The sequence below is a fragment of the Collinsella aerofaciens genome, from assembly GCF_039836695.1.
GTDB lineage: Bacteria > Actinomycetota > Coriobacteriia > Coriobacteriales > Coriobacteriaceae > Collinsella > Collinsella aerofaciens_BD.
In genome coordinates this window covers 7915-29236 of the sequence record NZ_JBDPAC010000003.1, presented here as the reverse complement: position 1 = coordinate 29236, position 21322 = coordinate 7915, and the positions used below count along the sequence as shown (strand labels likewise).

Sequence of the window (21322 nt, the reverse complement as noted above, 5' to 3'; positions counted from 1 at the left end):
TCGTGGCAAACGAGAGCAATAAGGAACTGACGAGTGTTTGGACGCCCGCCAACATCGTGACGTGCGTTCGCATCGTCTTTATCCCGGTGTTCATGATCGTTTCGGCCCTGTCTCACGCGAGCGTTGCCGGTACGGACTGGAGCACCTTCGACGGCCCGCTCGCCGCCGCTGCCTTCATTCTGTATGTGATCCTGTCGTGCACCGATAAGGTCGACGGCTATCTGGCGCGCTCGCGCAACGAGATCACCGATTTTGGCAAGTTCTTGGACCCCATCGCCGATAAGCTGCTCGTGTTTTCGGCCCTGCTGCTGTTCCTTGATTTTGGCGCGGTGACCGTGTGGTCCGTGTTCATCATCCTGTTCCGTGAGCTGCTGGTGAGCGCCCTTCGCATGGTCGCGAGTGCTGCCGGTGTAGTCGTTGCCGCCGATAAGCTCGGCAAGTACAAGACGGCGACCACGATGGTCTCCATCTGCGGCTATCTGTGCGTCTTTGCGATGGCCGGCCTTCAGCTGGGGCCGGTGTCGCTGCTGCTCGGTGTCTATTCGGTGTCGCGCTTCCTGTACGTCATCGCCGTGATTTTGACCATTGTCTCGGGCGCCCAGTACTTCTGGAACTGTCGCAAGATCGTCTTTTCGGTCTAGGTCCTGGTGGGTATGACGGAGTCTTATTTGCAGATCGTCGCAAACAACGAGGAGCTGGCGCGCTATATTGTCGAGCGCGCGAGTGCCCGTGGTGTGACGGTGTCGACGGCGGAGTCGCTGACGGCGGGCATGATCGCCTCGACGATTGCCGATATCCCGGGTGCCTCTGCGGTGCTTCGTGGCGGTGCGGTGACCTACTGCGATGAGATCAAACATCGCGTGCTCGGCGTCGAGCAGGAAACGCTCGATCGGTTTAGCGCCGTGTCGCACCAGACGGCGCGCGAGATGGCCGTGGGCTCGCTGGACCTCTATCAGAGCGATGTGGCCGTGAGCGCAACGGGCTACGCTGGGCCCGGTGGTGGCACTGAGCAAGACCCCGCCGGTACGCTCTATATTGGCTGGGCGTATCGCGCGACCGATGGGGGAGCGCCGGTTGTCGAGTCTGCGCGCTGTCATTATGAGGGCGATCGGTCGTGCGTTCGGGCCTATGCGGTCGCGGAGGCTTTGGAGCGCATTGTCCGCGTGCTCAATTCTATGGATTAGACGTGGTTTAAGGGGCCTTAGGGCCCCTTAATTGTGGAGATAGGGACCTTTGATGATATTGCCGTTTGGGCTGGTACAAGGCTTAAATTTGTTCGAACACCCGTATTTGTGATTGGCGTGGTCAAGCGTTTGGTCGGTGATTGGTCGGCGTTTGGTCGGGTTTTGGAATGGTCGGGTGCATATGATGAATCTGAACGGTTGACCACGAACAGCCGTTCGTTTATTATCGTTTCAGGTTGTTAAGAGGAGGGCTATTCATGGCCAAGAATTCAGGTCCCGTACGTACCGTTCATGCACGCACAACGGGTAAAGAGCGCGATGAGATGATCGCCACCACCAAGGCCGAGATCGAGAAGAAGTTCGGCCAGGGCTCTATCATGAGGTATGGCGACGGCGGTCCGGAGCTCGAGGTCGAGGCTATTCCGACGGGCTCTCTGGCGCTCGATGCCGCCTTGGGTATCGGCGGCGTGCCGCGCGGCCGTATCGTCGAGATTTATGGTCCCGAGTCCTCCGGTAAGACGACGCTTTCGCTCGAGATTCTTGCAGAAGCACAGGCCATGGGCGGCGTCGTTGCATTTATCGATGCCGAGCACGCGCTTGATCCCACCTATGCCGCGCGCATCGGTGTTGATATCGATGAGGTCCTCATTTCCCAGCCCGATACGGGCGAGCAGGCGCTCGAGATCGTCGATATGCTTGTGCGCTCAGGTGCCATCGACGCCATCGTCGTCGACTCTGTTGCCGCCTTGACTCCACGTGCCGAGATCGAGGGCGAGATCGGTGACACGACGGTGGGTCTGCAGGCTCGCTTGATGAGCCAGGCACTCCGCAAGCTCGCCGGCTCGCTTGCCAAGTCCAACACGACCTGCATCTTCATTAACCAGCTGCGCGAGAAGATCGGCGTCATGTTCGGCAACCCCGAGACCACCACGGGCGGCCGCGCGCTCAAGTTCTTCTCTTCCGTGCGAATCGATATTCGCAAAATCGATACCATCAAGCTCAAGGACGAGGTTATCGGCAATCGCGTTCGTGCCAAGGTCGTTAAGAACAAGGTGGCGGCTCCGTTCCGTTCGGCCGAGTTTGACATCATGTACGGCACCGGCATCTCCAAAGAGGGCTCGATTCTGGATATGGCCGTCGAGTGCGGCATCTGCAAAAAGATGGGGTCCTGGTTTGCCTATGGCGAGGACAAGCTCGGCAATGGTCGCGAGGCCGCCAAGACGTTCCTGCGCGAGCACCCCGATTGCGCCGACGAGATCGAGCACAAGGTTCGCCTTGCCTGCGGTCTTGAGTATGACGACGATGCCCCCTCTGAGGTTGAGTTGACCGATCAGCCCGCCCCCGAGGAGTTTGATGAGCTGTACGCCATCGATGGCTCCGCAATGCTCGACGATGACGACGAGTAGCGGATGCCGACATGTCGTATACGGTGACCGAGGCTACGGTCGTCTTTCCCGATAAGAAGGCGGCCTCTTCGTTCTCGAGTGGTTATGCGTCTAAAAAGCCCTGCGCGCATATCGATTGCGATCTCGAGGGCGGTTTCGAACGTTCCATTTGGATTCCCGTGCGCGTGGCGCGCCTGTACGTTAAGAACCGCCCCGATCTTCCCTGTGATTGGGATGACTTTCGCGAGGCGGTGCAGCTTATCGAACGCAAATGTGCACTCACCATGGTGACCGAGATGCTTTCGCGCCGCGATCATGCCACGGGCGAGGTGCGCGATAAGTTGGCGCGCTATGGCTTTCGACAGCCCGCGATCGATTTTGCGGTTGCTCGAGCGACCGAGTATCGGTTTTTGGACGAGAACCGTTTTTGCTCGTACTTTATCGAAGAGCGCAAACGTCGCGGCTGGGGACAGCGCAAGATCGAGGTTGAGCTCAAGCGTCGTCATGTCGTGCTTGACGATATCCCCGGGTATCCCGAGGCATATTTTGCCGTGGATGACGACTTGGCCCGCGCTTCGGCCTTGCTCGCTAAACGTCGCGTCCCCGAGGTCCGTGCATTCGAAAAGCTCGTCAGATTTTTGATGGGTAAAGGCTTCTCGTATCACATCGCCGCCGATGCCGTTAAGGCACGTCTCGATTCCGAACGCGAGGAATGTGCAGTTTAGGCGTATGCGCTTTGTGGCCCTGCCGTTTACCGCGTTTTAGCCGCCGTGCTGGGGCCATTTATTTGACAGTTGTTGTGGTTCAACGTACGATAAACACTGTCATTTGCTTTGTGATATGTGCTCATCTGTGATGAGTTTGTTTATATGTTTATCTGTATCCGACCCGCATAAGCTGCGCCCATATTACTCAAATGTCGCGAGCCGTTCGTAAGGACGGTTCGCTTTGTTGTGTAACGAATCCATAAAAAGGAGTGAGCATGCCTATCATCGCAGCGCTCGTTGGCATCGTTTTGGGTGCCATCGCCGCCATTGCCTACATGCGCACCGCCAAGCAGGGTAGTCTTCACGAGGCCGACGAAAAGATCCAGTCGGCACACGCACAGGCTGAGTCCCTGATCGGTGATGCTAAGCGTCAGGCCGAGACCCTCAAAAAAGAGGCTCTACTCGAGGCTAAAGAGGAGATCATCAAGAACAAGCAGGCCGCCGAGGCCGAGGACAAGCAGCGTAAGAGCGAGATTCGTACGCTCGAGAACCGTGTGATGCAGCGCGAGGAGTCCCTTGATCGCCGAAACGACGCTCTCGACAAGCGTGAGCACCAGCTGTCCAGCCAGGCCGGTCAGGTCGAGAAGCGCTCCCGCGAGCTCGAGGAGCTCTGCGCCAAGCAGACCTCCGAGCTCGAGCGTATCGCCGACCTGACCCGCGAGGACGCTCACAAGGAGCTCCTCGATAAGGTTCGCGGCGAGGTCACCCACGAGGCTGCCACGATCATTCGCGAGTCCGAGCAGCAGGTTCGCGCCGAGTGCCACAAGACCGCCCAGGAGATTCTGTCCCTGGCGATTCAGCGCTGCGCTGCCGACCACACAGCCGAGGTCACCGTTACCTCCGTGCACATTCCCTCTGATGACCTCAAGGGCCGTATCATCGGTCGCGAGGGTCGCAACATCCGGACCTTCGAGCAGGTTTCCGGCGTCAACCTCGTGATCGACGACACGCCCGAGACCGTCGTTCTTTCGAGCTTCGACCCGGTCCGTCGTGAGACCGCCCGTGTCGCCCTCGAGAACCTCATCGCCGACGGCCGCATTCACCCCGCCCGCATCGAGGAGATGTATCACAAGGCTGCCGACCTGGTTCAGCAGCGCGTGCGCGAGGCTGGCGAGCAGGCTGCCTTCGATACCGGCATCCACGACCTGCACCCCGAGATCGTCAAGACCCTTGGTGCCCTGCGCTACCGTACCTCGTTTGGTCAGAACGTGCTTCAGCACTCCCTCGAAGTCTCTGACCTGTGCGGCGTGATGGCTTCCGAGCTTGGCCTGGACGTTGTGACCGCCAAGCGCGCCGGCCTGCTGCACGACCTGGGCAAGGCAATCGACCATGACGTCGAGGGCCCGCATGCCGTCATCGGCGCCGAGCTTGCCCGCCGTTATGGCGAGAAGCCCGTTATCGTCCACGCTATCGAGGCTCACCATGCCGACGTCGACCCCAACACGGTGCTCGATGTCCTGGTACAGGCCGCCGATGCTGTCTCTGCCTCTCGCCCCGGTGCCCGTCGCGAGTCTGCCGAGAACTACATCAAGCGTCTTGAGAAGCTCGAGGAGATCGCCAACTCCCATGATGGCGTCGAGCGTACCTATGCCATGCAGGCTGGTCGCGAGGTCCACGTCATGGTTCAGCCGGACAAGATCTCCGATGCGCAGTCCACGGTCCTGGCTCACGATATCGCCCATCAGATCGAGGAAGAGATGGAGTATCCCGGTCAGGTGCGCGTCGTCGTGATTCGCGAGAGCCGCGCTGTCGATATCGCTAAATAACATGAGCGACGCGAACGAGCTCATCTCATTTATCGCGTCGATGTCGGGGGAGGGCAACCTTCGCGTCGAGGAGAACCTTGGCGAGGGGTATGTCCGCCTCCGCGTTTCGGAGGCCGAGCGGCGCCAGGCAAAGCACGACATTCAGCATATCGAGGATATCGTCATCGAAATGCTCCGTAATGCTCGCGATGCTGGCGCCGACAAAGTCTATCTCGCTACGACCAAGGAAGATGGCGTCCGCACGCTTGTCTTTCTGGATAACGGTTCGGGCGTTCCGCAGGATATGCAAGAGCGAATCTTCGATGCCCGCGTTACCTCCAAGCTCGAGAGCATGAAGATGGACCGTTGGGGCGTTCACGGTCGTGGCATGGCATTGTTTTCGATCAAGCAGAACACCGACGAGGCCCGTGTGGTCACGTCTGGTGTCGACCTTGGCTCGGCCTTTAAGGTGAGCGTTGCGGCCGACCGCCTCAGTGAGCGTGCCGATCAGTCCAGCTGGCCCCAGGCCGTCAAGGATGAGGATGGACGTTATGTCTGTGCTCGCGGCCCGCATAATATTATTCGCGCTGCTTGTGAGTTTGCGCTCGAGGAGTTGCGTGGTTGCGATGTCTATCTTGGTTCTCCGTCTGAGATTGCCGCGACCCTTTATGTTCAGGCGTCAAGTAGGCTCGATACGTCTCGTCTCCTGTTTATTGATGACGAGAGCGAGCTTCCGGTTGTCGATCGTTTAGGCCTTGCCTCTGATGCCGAGGACTTTATCCGTATCTGCTCGGGTTTGGGTCTTGAGATGTCCGAGCGCACGGCACATCGCATTTTGGCAGGGCAGATTAAGCCCGTTCGCGGTGTGACCGCGCGTCTGCTGCGCGAGCGTGATTCGTCCTCGCATGCGCCGGCTCCTGTCGATCTCGCGAAGGATCGTCGCGGGCTACGTATTGCCAAGGATGACATGGCACAGTTTTCGCGTGCTGTGGAGCGGGACTTCAATGACCTTGCCGCCAGGTACTATCTCAACCTTTGCGGCGACCCAAAGATTCGTGTTTCGCGTGATCGAATCACTGTGACTTTCGATCTTGCCAAAGAGGAATAGTGCCTTTACCGAGTCCTCTCGGTACGATACAGTTATTGCAGTTAAAACGTACTTTTAAACGCAGGAGTTTCTTCATGGATTGCCTGAAGGTATCAAGCAAATCATCGCCCGCGTCCGTTGCCGGCGCCATCGCCGGCATGGTCAAGGATGGTGTACCCGTCAACATCCAGTGTGTCGGCGCTGGTGCTGTCAACCAGGCCATTAAGGCCGTTGCCATCGCTCGCGGTTTTTTGATCCCAACCGGTTTTGATATTTCCTGCGCGCCCGTGTTCTCCGACATTCTCATTAACGGGGAGTCGCGCACGGCCATCCGCCTTTCTATCTACGTTCACCAGATCAATCGAGCTGCTATGGATAACGTCGTCATGGATGATGTTAAGCCTGTGGCATAGCTTCTGCTAGCCTCGTTTCGCTCCCCAACGTTAGGACTTATGCACATGGATCAGCGTTCCGTACGCGATATTCTTGCCGGTAAAACCTACTTTATCCGCACCTTTGGCTGCCAGATGAATCAGCACGACTCTGAGCGCGTGAGCGGTCTGCTCGATTCGTATGGTTGCCTCATGGCGCTCGATCTTGAGCATGCCGATATCGTTGTCTTCATGACATGCTGCGTGCGCGAGGCCGCCGATACTCGCCTGTACGGTCAGTGCAATTCCTGCAAAAGCCTGCCGCCTTCGCCTTCGGGCAAGCGTGTGGTTGCCGTGGGCGGCTGCATCGCGCAGCGTGATGGCGAGGGACTGCTCACCAACGTCGATAACGTCAATGTCATCTTTGGCACGCATTCTATCGCACATGTGGCCGAGCTCATTGCCGAGGCGTTCCTTGACGGCAAGCGTCATATCCGCACCAATGAGCATGAGGATACGGATGCCATGAGCATGCCGTGGCATCGAGAGACCCAGTATCACGCTTGGGTGCCCATCATGACGGGCTGCAATAATTTCTGCACCTATTGCATCGTGCCGTACGTGCGCGGTCGCGAAAAGAGTCGCCCCTTCGAGGAGATTGTCGACGAGGTGACCGGTTTGGTGCGCCAGGGCGTGCGTGGGATTACGCTGCTAGGCCAAAACGTTAATTCATATGGTCGCGATCTGTTTGGTAAGCCGCGTTTTGCCGATCTGCTGCGTGCCGTGGGCGATACGGGTGTGGAGCGTATCTTCTTTACGTCTTCGCATCCCAAGGACCTGTTGCCCGAGACCATCGACGCCATGGCCGAGACGCCTGCCGTTATGCCGCAGCTGCACTTGGCCGTCCAGTCAGGTTCGACGCGGATCCTCAAAGAGATGAATCGCCGTTATACACGCGAGGACTATTTGGGCCTGGTCGATCGCATTCGCAACCGTATGCCCGATATCGCGCTCTCGACCGACATTATCGTCGGCTTCCCGGGCGAGACTGAAGAAGACTTTGAGCAGACGCTCTCGCTTGCCGAGACGGTCCGCTATGCTCAGGCCTATACCTTCATCTATTCCAAGCGCGCCGGTACCCCGGCCGCAGAGATTGACGATCCTACGCCGCATGAGGTTATTCTCGAGCGTTTCAACCGCCTGGTTAAGGTTATCGAGACCACGGCACACGAGTATAACCAGGGTGAGCTTCATACTGTGGTTCCGGCGCTTATTGAGGGAACGAGTAAAAAGAACGACGCGGTCCTGCTGGGCAAGAGTCCTAAGAATCAGACCGTTCATGCGCCCATCCCCGAGGGCTACAGCATCGATCAGCTTGTTGGCAAGATCGTTGATGTTGACGTTGACGTTGCCAAGACCTGGTATTTGTCCGGCTCCGTTGTGGGCGAGCCGCGCTAATGGTTTCTCCCGGGGCAGGTCTTTCCGCCGTTGCGATCGTCGGTCCGACGGCGGTTGGTAAGAGTGATGTTGCCGACCGTTTGGCCGCTCGTCTTTCGTCCGAAGTGCTGTCGTGCGATGCGATGCAAATCTATCGCGGCATGGACATCGGTACCGCAAAGATGGCGCCCGATGAGTGTACGGCGCCGCTGCGTCTCGTCGACATTGTAGAGCCGGGTGTGGCATATTCTGCTGCGCTTTATCAGGCTGACGCTCGCGCGCATGTTGAACGTCTCCTTGGTTCGGGTTGCCTGCCGGTTTTTTGCGGAGGTACGGGGCTGTATCTCAAGGCCGCCCTCGATGAGATGGACTTTCCCTCGGGCGAACTTGAGGACGATCGCCGTGCGGGCTATCAGGAGCTTGCCGAGCGCATAGGCGAGGAAGCGCTGCACGCGCTGCTTGCCGAGCGTGACCCCGAGTCCGCTGCGGTCATCCACCCCCATAATGTTCGCCGCGTGATTCGTGCGCTCGAAATGCACGATGATGGCGTCTCCTATGCGCAGCAAAAGTCGCAGTTTAGTGTTCCGCGCGAGCATTATCACGCTCTGTGGTTTGGTCTGACGCGTAATCGCGAGGTGCTCTATGAGCGCATTAACCTGCGCGTCGATCTTATGTTTGAGCAGGGTCTTGTTGATGAGGTTCGCGGTCTTATGGACCAGGGGCTGGGAGATGCCCTGACTTCGATGCAGGCAATTGGCTATAAAGAGATCATCGATGCTTTCAATGGCGTGATGAGCATGGATGAGGCTCGCGAACTCATTAAAATGCGTTCGCGTCGTTATGCCAAGCGTCAGCTTTCGTGGTTTAAGCGCGATGACCGTATCGTGTGGTTCGATATGGACGAGTTTACGATCGATGAGGTCGTTGAGGACATCCTGCATCGTATTGAGGCTGCCTAATGGCCCGTTTCCCCCTTGTTCCCACGGCACCCGAGCCCGAGCGTGCCATATTAGTTGGTGTTGAGTGGCGCGACAATGCATGGCCGCTCGATCGTTCGCTTGACGAGCTTGAGCGCCTTGCCCATACGGCTGGCGCCCAGTGCGTGGCGCGTTTGTCACAGCGTCTGGTTAAGCCGTATCCAAAATCGTTTATCGGCTCCGGTAAAGTTGAGGAGCTTTGCGGGCTCGTGCATCGTATGGATGTTGATGTTGTTATCTTCGACGACGATTTATCGCCCTCGCAGCAATCCTATTTGGAGAAAGCCGTGGGCGAGCCGGTAAAGATTATCGATCGTACAGCACTGATCCTGGATATCTTTGGCCTGCATGCTCAGACGCGTGAGGGACGCCTACAGGTACAGCTGGCACAGCTTCAATATCTGTTGCCTCGTCTGCGTGGCATGTGGAGCCATCTCGCCAAGGAACAGACGCGCGGCGGCATCGGCTCACGCTTTGGTCAGGGCGAAAGCCAGCTCGAGGTTGACCGATGTTTAATTCGCAACAAGATCGCCGCGCTTCGTCGCGAGCTTAAGCAGGTTGAACAGCGCCGCGATGTCCAGTCAAAGAGCCGTATCGAGTCGCCAGCGTTTCGCGTTGCCTTAGCCGGTTATACCAATGCCGGTAAGTCGACGTTGCTCAATCGCCTGACCGGGTCTACGGTGCTTTCACAGGACAAATTGTTTGCCACGCTCGATCCGACGACGCGCTCGTATCGCTTGCCCGGCGGTCGTGGTATGACCATTACCGATACGGTTGGCTTTATTCAAAAGCTACCGCATGGTCTCGTTGATGCCTTTAAGTCCACGCTGTCCGAGGTCCTTGGTGCCGATCTGATCCTTAAAGTTGTGGATGCCTCTGACGAGGACTACGAGCGCCAGCTCGAGGCAGTCGATCGCGTTCTTGACGAGATCGGTGCCGGCGAGCGTTTGACACTTACGGTGTTCAATAAAATCGACCTACTCGATAGCGTCGATCGATTGAGTTTCCGTCGTCGCTATCCCGAGGCCGTGTTGTTCTCGGCCCAGACGGGCGAGGGGCTCGACGATCTCGTCGACCGCATTGCTCGTGAGGCGGCTGCCACCGATGTCTTGCTCTCCGCTGATATCCCGTATCGCGAGGGCGCCCTCATTACGCTGGTGCATGAGCAGGGAACCCTTCTGCATGAGGAATATCTCGAGGACGGCGTTCGCATTGTGGCGAAGTTGCCGGCCCGAATCGCGCCGCGTCTTGAGCGCTATCGTACGGAATAAACGAGCTCTAGCACGCCTAGAATGACAGGCTGATGAAGCAGGTAGAACGGTAAGGCATGCCGACCGAGGACTGCGAGCGCCGGGATGGGATTGGCGTATGCCCATGCTGACGCTTCGAGGCTTGATGCTTGTGCCACCTGGGCAGCAAAAAAGCCGGTAAGGTACATAAAGACAAACGGAATGAGCGGATAGTAATCTCCCGAAACAAAGCCCGGGCCCGGAAATCCTAGCCATGCCAGGTAGGGGAGTGGGTAGACCGCCTTTGGAATGCCCCAGGTTAGGGCAAAAATAACAAGGCACACTGCGATGCCCCACGAGCCCGGTATTTTTTGGAGTAACGGACGGGTGAGTGCAACCACCGCGGTGCACGCCGCCATGCAATAAATGATGCCAAAGTTTACCGAATCGTCGACTGACACTAGTGTGGTTGCAATCCATACGATCAAGGCTGCGGCTGCGTATTTGAGGGCACGCTTACCGTTATTACGCGAGAGCGTGCACATCCACCAGGCGATAAACAAAAATACCCAGCTGATACTAGCGCGCCAGATATCCTGGAAAACCGTTTCGGTAAACCATGGCATATCCCATCCATATAGGTAGGCCAAATCGTAGCAGGCGTGAAAACCTGCCATCGATAGCATCGTAAACCCGCGGACGGTATCAAATATGGTGATGCGTTTTTGCATTACGAGAACCGGCGCATTAATCCGACAACCTTACCCAAAATAACGGGGTTCGTCGCATAGATGGGCTCCATAGTGTCGTTCTCGGGCTGCAAGCGCACGCGCCCCTGCTCCTTGTAGAACGTCTTGACGGTCGCCGAGCCATCGATCATGGCCACGACAATTTCGCCGTTCATGGCGCTCTTTTGCTCGCGAACGATAATGTAGTCACCGTTGTAGATGCCGACATTGATCATTGAGCTGCCGTGCACTTCAAGGATAAAGGAACCCTGATCGGTGGCGATTTCGGTCGGGATAGTAAAAGTGTCTTCGATATTCTGCTCGGCCAGAATGGGAATCCCAGCCGCGACGCGACCAACGAGCGGTAGCGAGACCGTTCCGCGAGGTGCGGTGGGCTCGTCAGATTTAGAAATTGAGACCGAGGAGCCGTCCTCGTTAAAGAGTTCCAGGGCGCGCGGTTTGGTGGCATCGCGCTTGAGTAGCCCACGTGCCTCCAGGGCAGAGAGATGGGCGTGCACGGTGCTGGGGGAGGAAAGACCCACGGCAGAAGCCATCTCGCGCACGCTGGGCGGATAACCCTTCTCCTGCTGATATTCCTTGATGAAGTCGTAAATTTGCTGCTGACGCTTGGTAATTTTGCGAGCCATCAGGGCATCCTCTCTACCCATGTCAAACAAATGTTCGAATTTTGCTTGACAGGAACAACTGTTCGAAGATAATAATAACCGAACATTCGTTCTCGCGCTAGACATTTTTGTCCGCGCGGCTTGATAAAACTGTTCTCAGCAAAACACGCGAGAGGAGAACATGATGAACGCAACGAATATGGTCCAGGGAAACCTCGCCCTTAAGCTCGAGACGCCTGCCGCGCCCGCTTTTACTGTTGTCAAGGGTGGTCGTTCCGGTTATCAGCCTTTGCCCGTAAAGTCTGCTCGTAATCAGCATGCTGTTGCCGCGCCGACTCCCGTTGCCCTGAAGGTCTCGACGATTGTCGCCGTTGCCGTTGCGCTCGCACTCTTCTTTGTCCTCGCTACGTCGGTCTTTAGCGCTCGTCACGCCGCGTATGCCGAGTCCGTTTCCAACGTTACCTACGAGACCATTCGCGTTCAGCCTGGCGATTCTCTTTGGTCGCTTGCCGAGGAATATCCAATCGAAGGCCTTTCCACGCATGAGACTTCCGACATGATCCGTAACGTCAATTATCTGGAGCATGGTTCGCTCGCCGCCGGTGCGTATCTTAAGGTTCCTGCTCGTTCGTAATCATTATCGCGCTGCGCATGGTACCCTTGTTATCGTTTAAGAGGAGGTACCATGCGCTGTCCCAAATGCGGCAAGGCACATACCCGCGTCGTTGATTCCCGTATGCAGGAGTCAAACAACACCATTAAGCGCCGTCGCGAATGTTGCTCGTGTAACTATCGCTTTACAACGTTCGAGCGATGCGAAGACCCAATCGAGGTCATTAAGTCGGACGGAACCAAGCAGCGGTTCGATCGCAATAAGCTGCTCGTCGGCTTGATGCGCGCCACCATCAAGCGCGATATCGACACTAAGAAGCTCAATGAGATTATCGATGACATCGAGGTCGAGCTGCGCTCTCGCACGCTGACGGCCGTTACGTCCCATGAGTTGGGTGACATGGTGCTCAAGCGCTTGGCCAAAATCGACAAGGTGGCGTACATCCGCTTTGCCTCGGTCTACCGCGATTTCAAAGACGTCGATGAGTTTCTGCAAGAGCTCGACAAGCTAAGGTGATTCCATGTCCAACATTACCGTCAACATAAAGCGTCTCGACCCCACCGTCGAGCTTCCCAAATACGCCCATCCCACCGATGCCGGCTTGGATCTGCGCTCCAACGAGGACTGCGTCCTGAAGCCCTTCGAACGCCGTCTGGTCTCTACTGGGCTGGCCATCGCCCTGCCCGATGGCTACGCCGGCTTCGTCCAGCCCCGCAGCGGCTTGGCCATCAAGCAGGGCCTGTCTATAGTCAACACGCCAGGTCTCATCGACGCCCACTACCGAGGAGAACTCAAGGTTATCCTCATCAACCTGGACCCCTCCAACAACATCCAAATCAACAAAGGCGACCGCATAGCCCAACTCGTCATCCAAGAAGTCCCCACGGTCAACCTCATAGAAGTAGAAGAACTAGACGTAACCGACCGAGGCAACGGAGGCTTCGGCTCCAGCGGCGTCGCCTAGGGCGCTCGTATCCCTCCCGCCCGGGGCTTACCTATATCATTCCATGCTCAAACATTCTCGCGTCGCTTCGCTCGCTGCGAAACTGCGCGTGGAACGATATAGGTAAGCCCCGGGCGGGCGGCTACTCGCTTGAAACAATATTTACTTTTCTAGTAAGCCGATGCGACAAAGGGGCTGTCCCTTTGTCGCATCGGCTTACTGTATTTATATTTTCCTGTTTTACCTTTGCAGGTTCTAATGGAGGGGATACCGAAGTAGCTGCTAGTAAGTAAACGCAGCCGCTCTGCCGGAGCCGCCCTTATATCGTTCCACGCGCAGTTTCGCAGCGAAGCGAGAATGTTTGAGCATGGAATGATATAAGGGCGGCTCCGGCAGAGCGGCGGACATTCGACTAGCGGATATGCGCGGGCTTTCCGCCCCAGTAGAAGCGGCAGAAGGCTCGTTTGCGCTTTTGGGGTTTGCCTACGAGCTCCATGGTTGCGATGGCGATGTCCTCCGCTGCGCGTGGACGGCGTAGGACATCGCCGTTGATGAGTAGCGCTTTGAGCGATTCAGGGTGGTCGTGCAGGTGACGAAGCGTCACGATGAGCTCTCGTGCCGTGGTGACGTGCATGCTGGCGCCCATGCCGGTGAGCATCGTGGTGTTGGCCTTTTCTTGACCGTATGATTTGCCCAGCAGGATCATCGGCAGATGTGCGCATAGGCACTCGGTGACCGTGAGTCCGCCCGATTTGAGGATTGCCAGGTCGCAGCCGTGCATGAGGGCCGCCATGTCGTCCACGTAGTCCAGAACCGTGACGTTTTCGAGCTTCATGGCGTCGAAGAGCGTCTTGAGGCGGGTGGCGTATTCCTCATCCTTGCCCGGCAAAAAGACAAAGTGCATGTCTTCGAAGCTGCGCAGGAAGGGGAGTGTGTGGTCCATCGCTGCGCGAAAGCGGACGTAAGGCTGAGGCAAGCTGGCACCGGCCATTACCAGCACGACGGTCTTGTCGATGGGGAGGTTGAACTTGGCTAGCTCTTCCTCGCGATTGTAATCCGTGTCGAATCCGGCGCGGATAGGAATGCCGGTAATGCGAATCTTTGCCTCGGGTACCTTGCGCGGGCGCAGCGTTTCGGCCATAAACTCGTTGGCTACGCAGAATAGGTCGGTGTCCTTGTGGGGCCAAAATCCTTCGACTTCGTAATCGGTCGGCACGCAGATGACCGGAAAATCAATACCCGTGATGACGCGGGCGCCCACAGCGACGTTGGCCGCCGTAATGTGTGTTGCGACCACGGCTATGGGCCTGCGGGTCCGGACGTATTCGTTGAAGGCGGGGAACATAATTCGTGACCATGCTGTGCCGCCGCCCCAGAGCAGATGTCCTGTAAGCGTATATCGCCAGGTCAGGTCGTAAATGGGACGCGTGGCGCCGGTAAACGACGCTGCTGTTTTATTACCATCGAACCTAATGCGTCCAAAATCGAGGATATCTAGGACTTCGATCTCAATATCCTCAGGGATTCCCTTGGTGCCGCGGATAAGGTCAAATGCTTGTGCAATCGCGTTGGCGGCGGCTTTGTGGCCCGATCCAACCGATGCGTGCACAATGGTTACCAGGGGTTTTTGTGCAGGTAAAACGGTCATTTGCTCCGGTTGGGGAGTGGCTTGCATGGGCAGGGGAGCGCTATTGCTCGTCTGCGTTTGATCCATCGATAACTCCCCTTCAGCTTTGTTACGCGATTTATCATTGTAGTGCATGAGTGTCATGTTCACGTAAATTTGGGTATGAGCGCAAAGAACGACAACGTTTCGACGAGAGGATTCTTCATGACTACCGATCAGCCGATTGATGTTGCGATTATCGGTGGAGGCCCCGCGGGCTATGCTGCCGCCATTTACGCTGCGCGTGCCAACCTGACGACGACTGTGATTGAGCAGGGCATGTCGGGCGGACAGATCGCCACGACCAATGAAGTCGAGAACTATCCGGGCATTCCGCTCTTGAGTGGCGCCGAACTCGGCGAGCGTTTTCAGCAGCATGCAGAGGGCCTGGGAGCACAGGTCGCATGGAGCATGGTTACGGGTATCGATTACGATGCCGATGCAGCGCTGTTTACGGTGCATCACGATATGGGCGATACACTGGCCTCGAGCGTTATCGCTTGCATGGGTGCCACGCCGCGTCCGGCAGGTTTCGCTGGCGAGGATACGTATCGCGGTCGTGGCGTTTCATATTGCGCAACATGTGACGGCATGTTCTTCCGCGGCAAACAGGTCTTTGTAATCGGTGGTGGCAATTCGGCATGCGAAGAGGCGCTGTTCCTGTCAGATATTGCCAGCAGTGTGACCATCGTTCTGCGCCGCGACCAGTTCCGTGCGCCTGATGGTGTTGTTCAGAAAGTACTCAAAAAGGACAATATTAAAGTTAGGTACCAAACTAGTATTGTTGAGCTTTCTGGTGAAGCGATGCCCACGACAATTACGTTCAAGGACAATGCAAGCGGTAAGACGCATGCCGAGACCTTTGATCCTGGCTCGTTTGGCATTTTTGTCTTTACCGGCACGCAACCCAATACCGAGCTTGTTGAGCATCTAGTCGATCTGGCGCCTGATGGCGGCATTCTTACTGATGAATCCATGGCGACCCGCACGCCAGGTCTATTTGCCGCTGGCGACATCCGTTCCAAGCGTTTACGCCAGGTTGTGACTGCCGTTTCTGATGGAGCCATAGCGGCAACGAGCGTATACGCGTTTCTCCGTGGATAAGTACGATAATATATCTTATGTAAGGTTGCTATCTTTAAACAAAGTGGTTGGACGATGCATCAATGTGCAGTCCAACCACTTTTACTTAGCGGCTATGTGGTATGCAAAACTAGATAACCTAGAATACAATATAGCAAACGAACGGAGGCCTCTGATGAACCACGTCAAACATGTTATCCCGATGTCCGATACGTCGGTCGGCATTAAGCCGGAGGATATTCAACCGACGGTACTGCCGGACGCATTTATTCAGTCCGATATGGTGGGTAAACTTAACACTTTGAGCCTGCCACGCTATGACCAGCTGCCCAACGTATCGCTCTATCGCGATCAGGTTATTGAATATGTTGCGCAGTGGATGGAGCCGCTTTCGATTTGCGTAGAGAAACCCGTTATCACTCCATCGATGATCAATAACTACGTGAAGGTCGGCCTCGTTCCTGCTCCGGTTAAAAAGCAGTATGGCCGTGAGCAGATTGCGCGTCTCATCGCCATTTGTATCTTTAAGCAGGTGCTGCCTATCGCTGCGGTTCAGGCGCTTTTTAATATTCAGCGCTTGAGCTATGACGCTCCGACGGCTTTCGATTATGTAGTCGATCAACTTGAGGCATCGATTCGTGCGGCGTTTTCCGTCGAGCAGACTCCCGTGCCCGATACCGCACATCAGGTTACGCGCGAGTCGCTGCTTGTACGCAGTGCAGTATCGTCCTTCGTTTCGAAGGCCTACCTGATGAGCTATCTAAAGTTCAATGGGTTTAATAGCTAACCGAGGTATAAAACGGTCGGGATAAGAGGCCAGTGGCCCCTTATCCCGACCGTGCGTTTGTCTAGTTGGACATTATCGGCCCGAAGCCACGTCCATGCCGTAGCCGATGATGAGGCCGTGCATCTCGGCATAGTATGAATCTAACCCGTTACAGGGCATGATGATAGTCTTGGAGCCTGGCCAGCGCTCCACAATGCGGCTGGTAAGCGCCTGGGCTCCAGATTCGTTCTCAACGTGATCGATGATGACCTCGCCGCCCGTGAAACCCTCGGCCTCCATGGTGTCGACAATCTTGGTGAGCATCTTCTTTTCGCCGCGCGTGTGCCCAACGAGTTCAATTTTGCCCGCTTCGCTCGCCGTGCCCAAAATGCGGATATTGAGCTTGTTGGCAATGACGCCGGCTGCCTTAGGAATGCGTCCGGCCTTCGCAAGGTTTTCGTAATTACACAGGCTAAAGAGGATCTTGCTGTTCTGCTCCAAGCTATCAAAGTAAGCGCAGGCGTCCTCAAAGGAAACATCCGGGTTACACGCAAGATATCGATCAAACAGTAAGAAGATCAGGTCCATCTTGCCGCCCGCTGCCCGCGAATTGACCAGGTGAATCTGGCGGTTGGGCTCCTCGGCAAGTACCATATCGCGTGCCGTAGCAGCAGCATTGTAGCTTCCCGAGACGCCCTCAGAGATGGGCATGCAGATCGTCTTGTCGGCAAGTCTGAAGAGTTCGGCCCACTCCCCTACGCTTGGACAGGCGCTCGAAGAAGCGCTCGACTCCGCCTGCACGGCGCAATTGAGCTCGTGAACATCGAGCGAGAGGTCGTCAACGAATTCACGCTCCCCCACTCGGATCTTAAGGGGTGCAAATGCAAAGGTGGTATGGGGCGCGGTCGGTTGCCAATCGCGGAGGTTGCAGCTTGAATCGGAGATAAGTGCCCAGCGCATAGAGGGTCCTTTCTAATTGTTCCCATACAATTATAGCCATCTTGCAGACCGATTGGGCCGCTATCTAGTATTCAAAACTAGATAGCGGACTGCACGAAAGGCATAAGAATGGACCCCATGGCTCAAAGCCACGAGGTCCACATTCACACGCTGTGTAAGATGACTTAGTAACGCACGAAGATGTAGTTATTGTTCATGCCGGCGGCAACGGAGCTGATGATAACACCCGTGTTGTAGTCGGAAGCATGAATCATCTGACCACCACCGATGTAAATGCCGGTATGGTACGAGTTGACCACAACGTCACCGGGCTGCGGATCGGACACACGCGTCCAGCCCATAAAGGTACCCGTGGTGCCTAGTCGGCAATAGCGACCAGTGAGGCAATAGCTAACAAAACCAGAGCAGTCGAAGCTGTTCGGGCCAATTCCGCCCCAGGAATAAGCGCAACCAAGCTTACTGTATGCACGCGAGACAACAGAACCGCCGTCGACGGACTGGCTCGGAGCAGAAGGCGTCGGAGCCGGAGCGGGCGTGGAGGGCTGCGGCGTCGGAGCAGGTGCCGGCGCAGGAGCCGGAGTGTTGCCGCCCTGGTTGTTGTTATTGCTGGTCTGGCCACCGTTGTTGGTGTTCTCGGTCGTACCGGCAGTCTCGTTGCTCACCGTGGCCTTCTCGGCGGTGCTGGCGTTGATGCCGGCCTGCAGCGCGGCGTTGGCCTCGGCCTCGGCGGCAAGCTCGGCCTGCAGCTGTGAATCCAGAGAGTTTACGACGTTCTGGGCTTCAGCCTGCTGGGCATTAAGCTCGTCGACCTTCTTTTGCGTGGCGGCGACGTTCTTCTCCTGCTCGGCCTGCTTATCGGTGAGCTGCTGCTTAAGCTCCTTGACCTCTTGAATGGTCTGAGCTTGCTTATCGGAAACTTTGCCGTAGTAGAACAGACGGTTGAGCATATCGCTCAGGTCATCGACACCCGTCAGAACCTGAAGCAGGCTCAGACCGCCGGTTTTGTACTCGCCGGCGACATAGGTCGAGAGCTTGGCCTGACCATCGGCGATCTCCTGCTGCTTTTGCGTGATCTCGCCGGCAGTCTGATCGAGTGCCTGCGTCTGCGTGGCGAGCTCATCGTAAATCTGCTGAGTTTGGGTGCCGATCTGCTCGAGCTTCGTACGAGCAGCGGCAAGGTCGGATGCGGTATCGGCGTAGGCAGGAGCCGCGAGGCCCAAGCCCAAAACACAAGCGAGGGTTGCCGTAGCAGCGCAGCGTGCCATGTTTTTGTGCGTGTTTGCTGTGCGCATGTAGCTTCCTTTCCAGTAACTAAGGGTAACGGCTAGTCCACCGTCACCAGGCTAAAGAGCTCCACATCGTCATTAGACGGCGTGAGCTTCTCGCGCGGGTTGAGAAACGCAAGCTCAAGGATACAACCGTAACCGACAAGCTTTGCGCCCATATCTCGCACCAGTTTACCTGTTGCCTCGACGGTTCCGCCCGTCGCGACCAAGTCGTCCAGAATCAACACGGTATCTTTAGAGCTGATAGCGTCGGCATGGATCTCAATTGAATCGGTGCCGTACTCGAGCTCGTAGCTCTGGCTTACGGTCTCGCGCGGCAGCTTGCCCGGTTTACGTGCGGGAACAAAGCCAGCGCCAAGGGCTACAGCCACCGGTACGCCAACCATAAAGCCGCGAGCCTCGGGACCCACGACCTTGGTGATTCCCATGCCGGTAAAGTGCTCGGCGAGCGCATCGGTCATGGCTTTGAGCGCCTCGGGATTGCCAAAGAGCGGCGTGATGTCTTTAAAGATGACTCCGGGCTCGGGATAGTCGGGGATGTCGACGATTTGAGATTCGAAGTCGTACATTGTGTGACCTTTCAATGGGTTGCCGAAATTTCAGCTGAGGTTATTTGCCTGCGGTGGAGGAGCCGGATTGCGAAGGGGCGACGACCTTGAGCGGCTTTACGAGAGAATCCTCGTGCGAAGCCGGCGCGGCTATCTCTTCGTTTTTGGCCTTGGTGGACTCGGAGCGAGTGATTTCCTCATCGAGTGCATCGATGTCGGCGTCCTCGACCACGGCGTTGAGCGACTCAAAAACGCGGTTCTTGAGCAGCGCAGTGTGCACACCTTCCGTCAGGTCGTGAAGCTTCTTAAACGCACGCTCGAGCTTGGCGTCGCGCTCGTCATCGGAGGTATCCATTCCGAGCATGCTCACGAGCACCTGCTCAAACATCGAGGACTCGCGGTTAGCGGAAGACACGTACTGACGCAGGTTGCGTGGCTCGATATGGAAGCGCGACAGCTCGGAGCAGTAACGGATGATCGGAAAATCGCGACCATCGACGAGCTCGCGGTTCTGCGGGCTTTTGATGATGCGAATGAGGTCGTTTTCGGCGAGCGACCTGATAAACGAGATTTCGACACCCAGCATATCGGGAATGGTCTCGATGGGATGCAGCTTTTGCTTAGTCTCCTTGGGCTCCGTCTTGAGCGGAACATCGGACAGCAAGCCCACCTCGTAAGCGAGCGTTGACAGGTCCGTGGCGTTTTCCAAGCGCTGCTTAATTACGTTGAGCGGCATGTAGCGAGTCTTCTGCAAGTGCAGAATGACCTCCAGGCGATCAACGTCCTCCTTGGAGTACTGACGGTATCCCTTAGGCGTACGATGAGGGGTAATGAGCCCCTCATCCTCTAGAAATCTAATTTTTGAGTTCGAAAGATCGGGGTATGCGCCTCGAAGTAGGTTGACGACTTGGCCGATACTCAGATAGTTGCGTTCGGCCATGCCCTACTCACCGGTTTCGATGCGCTCCGGCGTGCTCTCGTGGTAGATGAGCGTAAACGTACCGATTTGGACGGAAGAACCGTCGTGCAGCGGGGCTGCGTTGACAATGGCGCCGTCGACCCAGGTGCCATTGAGCGAGCCCAGGTCCTCGATGTGAGCGCCGAGGCCCTCGCGAATAATGCGCGCATGGCTGCGCGAAACGGTCATGTCGTTGAGGAAGATGCCGTTCGCGGGATCGCGACCGATGGTGGTCACGTCGTCCTCGAGCTCAAAGGCGGCACCAGTCTGCGGACCCTTGACGATGGACAGAACGGGGGCGGTGATGCGCACGTTGGCCATGAGGTCGGGAACGGTGACGTCGCTTGAAGGCACGCGGAATACGCAGGTAGCGTCAGCAGTCTTATCATTCTGAGGCATATTGTTAACCATGTTGTCCATGACAACCCCTAACTTATCGCGGACGTGCCGCAAATTATGAACCGTACGTAATCATACCCCAACGAATCAGTCTTCGATTTCAGGGTTCAGAAAGTCGATGTCCTCGTCCTCGGGATGCGTGAGAGCCTGTTTAATGGCCGCTCCGCCCTTAATGGAGTAGATGACAGCCGTGAGCATGGAGAAGATCACGCCGCCGTACACAAAGAAGATGCCGAGGGGCACCGAGCTTCCGTTGAGGCCCGGGAAGGCCGTGAGGGTAGAAGGCAAAAGATGCAGGCCGTCAACAACGGGGAACCCGAGCAGCATGAGCGAGAAACCAGTCATGAGCAGCGCTGTGGCAATCTTTCCGGGAAAGACGACATCGATGGGGCGACGGTGATAATGACGAACGATGAGCGTGCCGATGCCCAGATAGATGTCGCGGCCAATAATGAGCACGCAGACCCAGATGGGTAGCTCTCCGCGGACCACCAGTCCCAAGACGCCGGTGAACAGCAGCGCACGGTCGCAGATGGGATCCATGACCTTGCCGAGCCATGAGAC

General features: G+C 56.7%; 24 protein-coding genes. 15 read left to right on the top strand and 9 right to left on the bottom strand.

From position 1 onward, the window contains the following. Positions 1 to 2 precede the first annotated feature (2 nt). The 10 genes from pgsA (at position 3) to hflX (ending at position 10224) form a co-directional block, all read left to right on the top strand. Positions 3 to 641 carry a CDP-diacylglycerol--glycerol-3-phosphate 3-phosphatidyltransferase gene (gene pgsA / locus ABG996_RS02330; protein ID WP_118079882.1) on the top strand — a complete coding sequence of 213 codons (639 nt, stop codon included), beginning with the start codon at positions 3 to 5 and terminating at the stop codon, positions 639 to 641. Between the two features lie 27 nt (positions 642 to 668). Continuing rightward, positions 669 to 1184 (top strand): CinA family protein, encoded by a 516-nt coding sequence (locus ABG996_RS02325; protein WP_347478483.1) that lies wholly within the window; start codon positions 669 to 671, stop codon positions 1182 to 1184. Between the two features lie 257 nt (positions 1185 to 1441). Beyond that, complete coding sequence (gene recA / locus ABG996_RS02320; protein ID WP_118079887.1) at positions 1442 to 2590, top strand: recombinase RecA; 1149 nt, start codon at positions 1442 to 1444, stop codon at positions 2588 to 2590. A gap of 11 nt (positions 2591 to 2601) precedes the next feature. Beyond that, positions 2602 to 3294: a regulatory protein RecX gene (locus tag ABG996_RS02315; RefSeq protein WP_347478481.1), complete on the top strand. Its 693-nt coding sequence runs from the start codon at positions 2602 to 2604 to the stop codon at positions 3292 to 3294. A 257-nt stretch (positions 3295 to 3551) separates the two neighbouring features. Beyond that, positions 3552 to 5102, top strand: a complete 1551-nt coding sequence (gene rny / locus ABG996_RS02310) for a ribonuclease Y (protein ID WP_115596193.1) — start codon at positions 3552 to 3554, stop codon at positions 5100 to 5102. Between the two features lies 1 nt (position 5103). Continuing rightward, entirely contained in the window at positions 5104 to 6189 is a 1086-nt protein-coding gene (locus ABG996_RS02305) for an ATP-binding protein (RefSeq protein WP_347478480.1), read from the top strand. A 74-nt stretch (positions 6190 to 6263) separates the two neighbouring features. Continuing rightward, on the top strand, positions 6264 to 6581 hold the full coding sequence (locus ABG996_RS02300; RefSeq protein ID WP_006235982.1) for a stage V sporulation protein S: 318 nt from the start codon (positions 6264 to 6266) through the stop codon (positions 6579 to 6581). Between the two features lie 45 nt (positions 6582 to 6626). Beyond that, positions 6627 to 7997, top strand: a complete 1371-nt coding sequence (gene miaB, locus ABG996_RS02295) for a tRNA (N6-isopentenyl adenosine(37)-C2)-methylthiotransferase MiaB (RefSeq protein WP_347478479.1) — start codon at positions 6627 to 6629, stop codon at positions 7995 to 7997. Continuing rightward, the gene (gene miaA / locus ABG996_RS02290) at positions 7997 to 8935 is read left to right on the top strand and encodes a tRNA (adenosine(37)-N6)-dimethylallyltransferase MiaA (RefSeq protein ID WP_347478478.1); all 939 of its coding nucleotides are present in this window, start codon (positions 7997 to 7999) and stop codon (positions 8933 to 8935) included. The genes miaB and miaA overlap by 1 nt, the downstream gene beginning before the upstream one ends. Further along, positions 8935 to 10224 carry a GTPase HflX gene (gene hflX, locus ABG996_RS02285; RefSeq protein ID WP_347478477.1) on the top strand — a complete coding sequence of 430 codons (1290 nt, stop codon included), beginning with the start codon at positions 8935 to 8937 and terminating at the stop codon, positions 10222 to 10224. Before miaA ends, hflX begins: the two co-directional genes overlap by 1 nt. Here hflX and ABG996_RS02280 read toward each other — a convergent pair. Continuing rightward, a complete protein-coding gene (locus ABG996_RS02280; protein WP_347478476.1) occupies positions 10209 to 10913 on the bottom strand; it encodes a heparan-alpha-glucosaminide N-acetyltransferase in 705 nt (234 codons plus the stop codon). The two genes, hflX and ABG996_RS02280, sit on opposite strands and share 16 nt — an antisense overlap. Then, on the bottom strand, positions 10913 to 11557 hold the full coding sequence (lexA, locus tag ABG996_RS02275; protein WP_347478475.1) for a transcriptional repressor LexA: 645 nt from the start codon (positions 11555 to 11557) through the stop codon (positions 10913 to 10915). The genes ABG996_RS02280 and lexA overlap by 1 nt, the downstream gene beginning before the upstream one ends. Positions 11558 to 11720: 163 nt before the next feature. Between lexA and ABG996_RS02270 the strand changes: the two genes are divergently transcribed. The 3 genes from ABG996_RS02270 to dut are packed head-to-tail and all read left to right on the top strand — an operon-like array spanning position 11721 to position 13113. Then, positions 11721 to 12170, top strand: coding sequence for a LysM peptidoglycan-binding domain-containing protein (locus tag ABG996_RS02270; protein ID WP_347478474.1), 450 nt, complete (start codon positions 11721 to 11723; stop codon positions 12168 to 12170). 51 nt (positions 12171 to 12221) lie between these two features. After that, positions 12222 to 12665 (top strand): transcriptional regulator NrdR, encoded by a 444-nt coding sequence (nrdR, locus tag ABG996_RS02265; RefSeq protein ID WP_022093781.1) that lies wholly within the window; start codon positions 12222 to 12224, stop codon positions 12663 to 12665. Between the two features lie 4 nt (positions 12666 to 12669). Then, positions 12670 to 13113 carry a dUTP diphosphatase gene (gene dut, locus ABG996_RS02260; RefSeq protein WP_347478473.1) on the top strand — a complete coding sequence of 148 codons (444 nt, stop codon included), beginning with the start codon at positions 12670 to 12672 and terminating at the stop codon, positions 13111 to 13113. Between the two features lie 391 nt (positions 13114 to 13504). Here the strand turns inward: dut and ABG996_RS02255 are convergent, their stop codons facing one another. Then, entirely contained in the window at positions 13505 to 14701 is a 1197-nt protein-coding gene (locus ABG996_RS02255) for an MGDG synthase family glycosyltransferase (protein WP_347478472.1), read from the bottom strand. Positions 14702 to 14923: 222 nt separating this feature from the next. Between ABG996_RS02255 and ABG996_RS02250 the strand changes: the two genes are divergently transcribed. Both ABG996_RS02250 and ABG996_RS02245 read left to right on the top strand, forming a co-directional pair. Next, entirely contained in the window at positions 14924 to 15862 is a 939-nt protein-coding gene (locus ABG996_RS02250; protein ID WP_347478471.1) for an NAD(P)/FAD-dependent oxidoreductase, read from the top strand. A 154-nt stretch (positions 15863 to 16016) separates the two neighbouring features. Then, the gene (locus ABG996_RS02245; RefSeq protein WP_347478470.1) at positions 16017 to 16628 is read left to right on the top strand and encodes a DUF1836 domain-containing protein; all 612 of its coding nucleotides are present in this window, start codon (positions 16017 to 16019) and stop codon (positions 16626 to 16628) included. A gap of 72 nt (positions 16629 to 16700) precedes the next feature. Here the strand turns inward: ABG996_RS02245 and ABG996_RS02240 are convergent, their stop codons facing one another. From ABG996_RS02240 to ABG996_RS02215, 6 genes are all read right to left on the bottom strand, one after another. Continuing rightward, a complete protein-coding gene (locus tag ABG996_RS02240; RefSeq protein WP_347478469.1) occupies positions 16701 to 17567 on the bottom strand; it encodes a DegV family protein in 867 nt (288 codons plus the stop codon). Positions 17568 to 17731: 164 nt separating this feature from the next. Beyond that, on the bottom strand, positions 17732 to 18859 hold the full coding sequence (locus ABG996_RS02235) for a coiled-coil domain-containing protein (protein ID WP_347478468.1): 1128 nt from the start codon (positions 18857 to 18859) through the stop codon (positions 17732 to 17734). A gap of 32 nt (positions 18860 to 18891) precedes the next feature. After that, positions 18892 to 19422, bottom strand: a complete 531-nt coding sequence (locus tag ABG996_RS02230) for an adenine phosphoribosyltransferase (RefSeq protein ID WP_347478467.1) — start codon at positions 19420 to 19422, stop codon at positions 18892 to 18894. Between the two features lie 40 nt (positions 19423 to 19462). Beyond that, complete coding sequence (ftsR, locus tag ABG996_RS02225; protein ID WP_195233683.1) at positions 19463 to 20341, bottom strand: transcriptional regulator FtsR; 879 nt, start codon at positions 20339 to 20341, stop codon at positions 19463 to 19465. 3 nt (positions 20342 to 20344) lie between these two features. After that, positions 20345 to 20779, bottom strand: coding sequence for an FHA domain-containing protein (locus tag ABG996_RS02220; RefSeq protein WP_347478466.1), 435 nt, complete (start codon positions 20777 to 20779; stop codon positions 20345 to 20347). A gap of 66 nt (positions 20780 to 20845) precedes the next feature. After that, a partial coding sequence (locus ABG996_RS02215; RefSeq protein WP_347500963.1) for a CDP-alcohol phosphatidyltransferase family protein occupies positions 20846 to 21322 on the bottom strand: 477 nt, incomplete at its 5' end.

Excerpts from the sequence above, each read along its gene's own strand:
- ABG996_RS02240 (WP_347478469.1), bottom strand. The coding sequence starts at position 17,567 with ATGCGCTGGGCACTTATCTCCGATTCAAGCTGCAACCTCCGCGATTGG.
- ABG996_RS02250 (WP_347478471.1), top strand. The coding sequence starts at position 14,924 with ATGACTACCGATCAGCCGATTGATGTTGCGATTATCGGTGGAGGCCCC.
- miaA (WP_347478478.1), top strand. The coding sequence starts at position 7,997 with ATGGTTTCTCCCGGGGCAGGTCTTTCCGCCGTTGCGATCGTCGGTCCG.
- lexA (WP_347478475.1), bottom strand. The coding sequence starts at position 11,557 with ATGGCTCGCAAAATTACCAAGCGTCAGCAGCAAATTTACGACTTCATC.
- recA (WP_118079887.1), top strand. The coding sequence starts at position 1,442 with ATGGCCAAGAATTCAGGTCCCGTACGTACCGTTCATGCACGCACAACG.
- ABG996_RS02300 (WP_006235982.1), top strand. The coding sequence starts at position 6,264 with ATGGATTGCCTGAAGGTATCAAGCAAATCATCGCCCGCGTCCGTTGCC.
- miaB (WP_347478479.1), top strand. The coding sequence starts at position 6,627 with ATGGATCAGCGTTCCGTACGCGATATTCTTGCCGGTAAAACCTACTTT.
- ABG996_RS02220 (WP_347478466.1), bottom strand. The coding sequence starts at position 20,779 with ATGGACAACATGGTTAACAATATGCCTCAGAATGATAAGACTGCTGAC.
- ABG996_RS02280 (WP_347478476.1), bottom strand. The coding sequence starts at position 10,913 with ATGCAAAAACGCATCACCATATTTGATACCGTCCGCGGGTTTACGATG.
- ABG996_RS02270 (WP_347478474.1), top strand. The coding sequence starts at position 11,721 with ATGAACGCAACGAATATGGTCCAGGGAAACCTCGCCCTTAAGCTCGAG.
- ABG996_RS02245 (WP_347478470.1), top strand. The coding sequence starts at position 16,017 with ATGAACCACGTCAAACATGTTATCCCGATGTCCGATACGTCGGTCGGC.
- ABG996_RS02305 (WP_347478480.1), top strand. The coding sequence starts at position 5,104 with ATGAGCGACGCGAACGAGCTCATCTCATTTATCGCGTCGATGTCGGGG.
- ABG996_RS02235 (WP_347478468.1), bottom strand. The coding sequence starts at position 18,859 with ATGCGCACAGCAAACACGCACAAAAACATGGCACGCTGCGCTGCTACG.
- ABG996_RS02230 (WP_347478467.1), bottom strand. The coding sequence starts at position 19,422 with ATGTACGACTTCGAATCTCAAATCGTCGACATCCCCGACTATCCCGAG.
- hflX (WP_347478477.1), top strand. The coding sequence starts at position 8,935 with ATGGCCCGTTTCCCCCTTGTTCCCACGGCACCCGAGCCCGAGCGTGCC.
- ftsR (WP_195233683.1), bottom strand. The coding sequence starts at position 20,341 with ATGGCCGAACGCAACTATCTGAGTATCGGCCAAGTCGTCAACCTACTT.
- dut (WP_347478473.1), top strand. The coding sequence starts at position 12,670 with ATGTCCAACATTACCGTCAACATAAAGCGTCTCGACCCCACCGTCGAG.
- rny (WP_115596193.1), top strand. The coding sequence starts at position 3,552 with ATGCCTATCATCGCAGCGCTCGTTGGCATCGTTTTGGGTGCCATCGCC.
- ABG996_RS02315 (WP_347478481.1), top strand. The coding sequence starts at position 2,602 with ATGTCGTATACGGTGACCGAGGCTACGGTCGTCTTTCCCGATAAGAAG.
- nrdR (WP_022093781.1), top strand. The coding sequence starts at position 12,222 with ATGCGCTGTCCCAAATGCGGCAAGGCACATACCCGCGTCGTTGATTCC.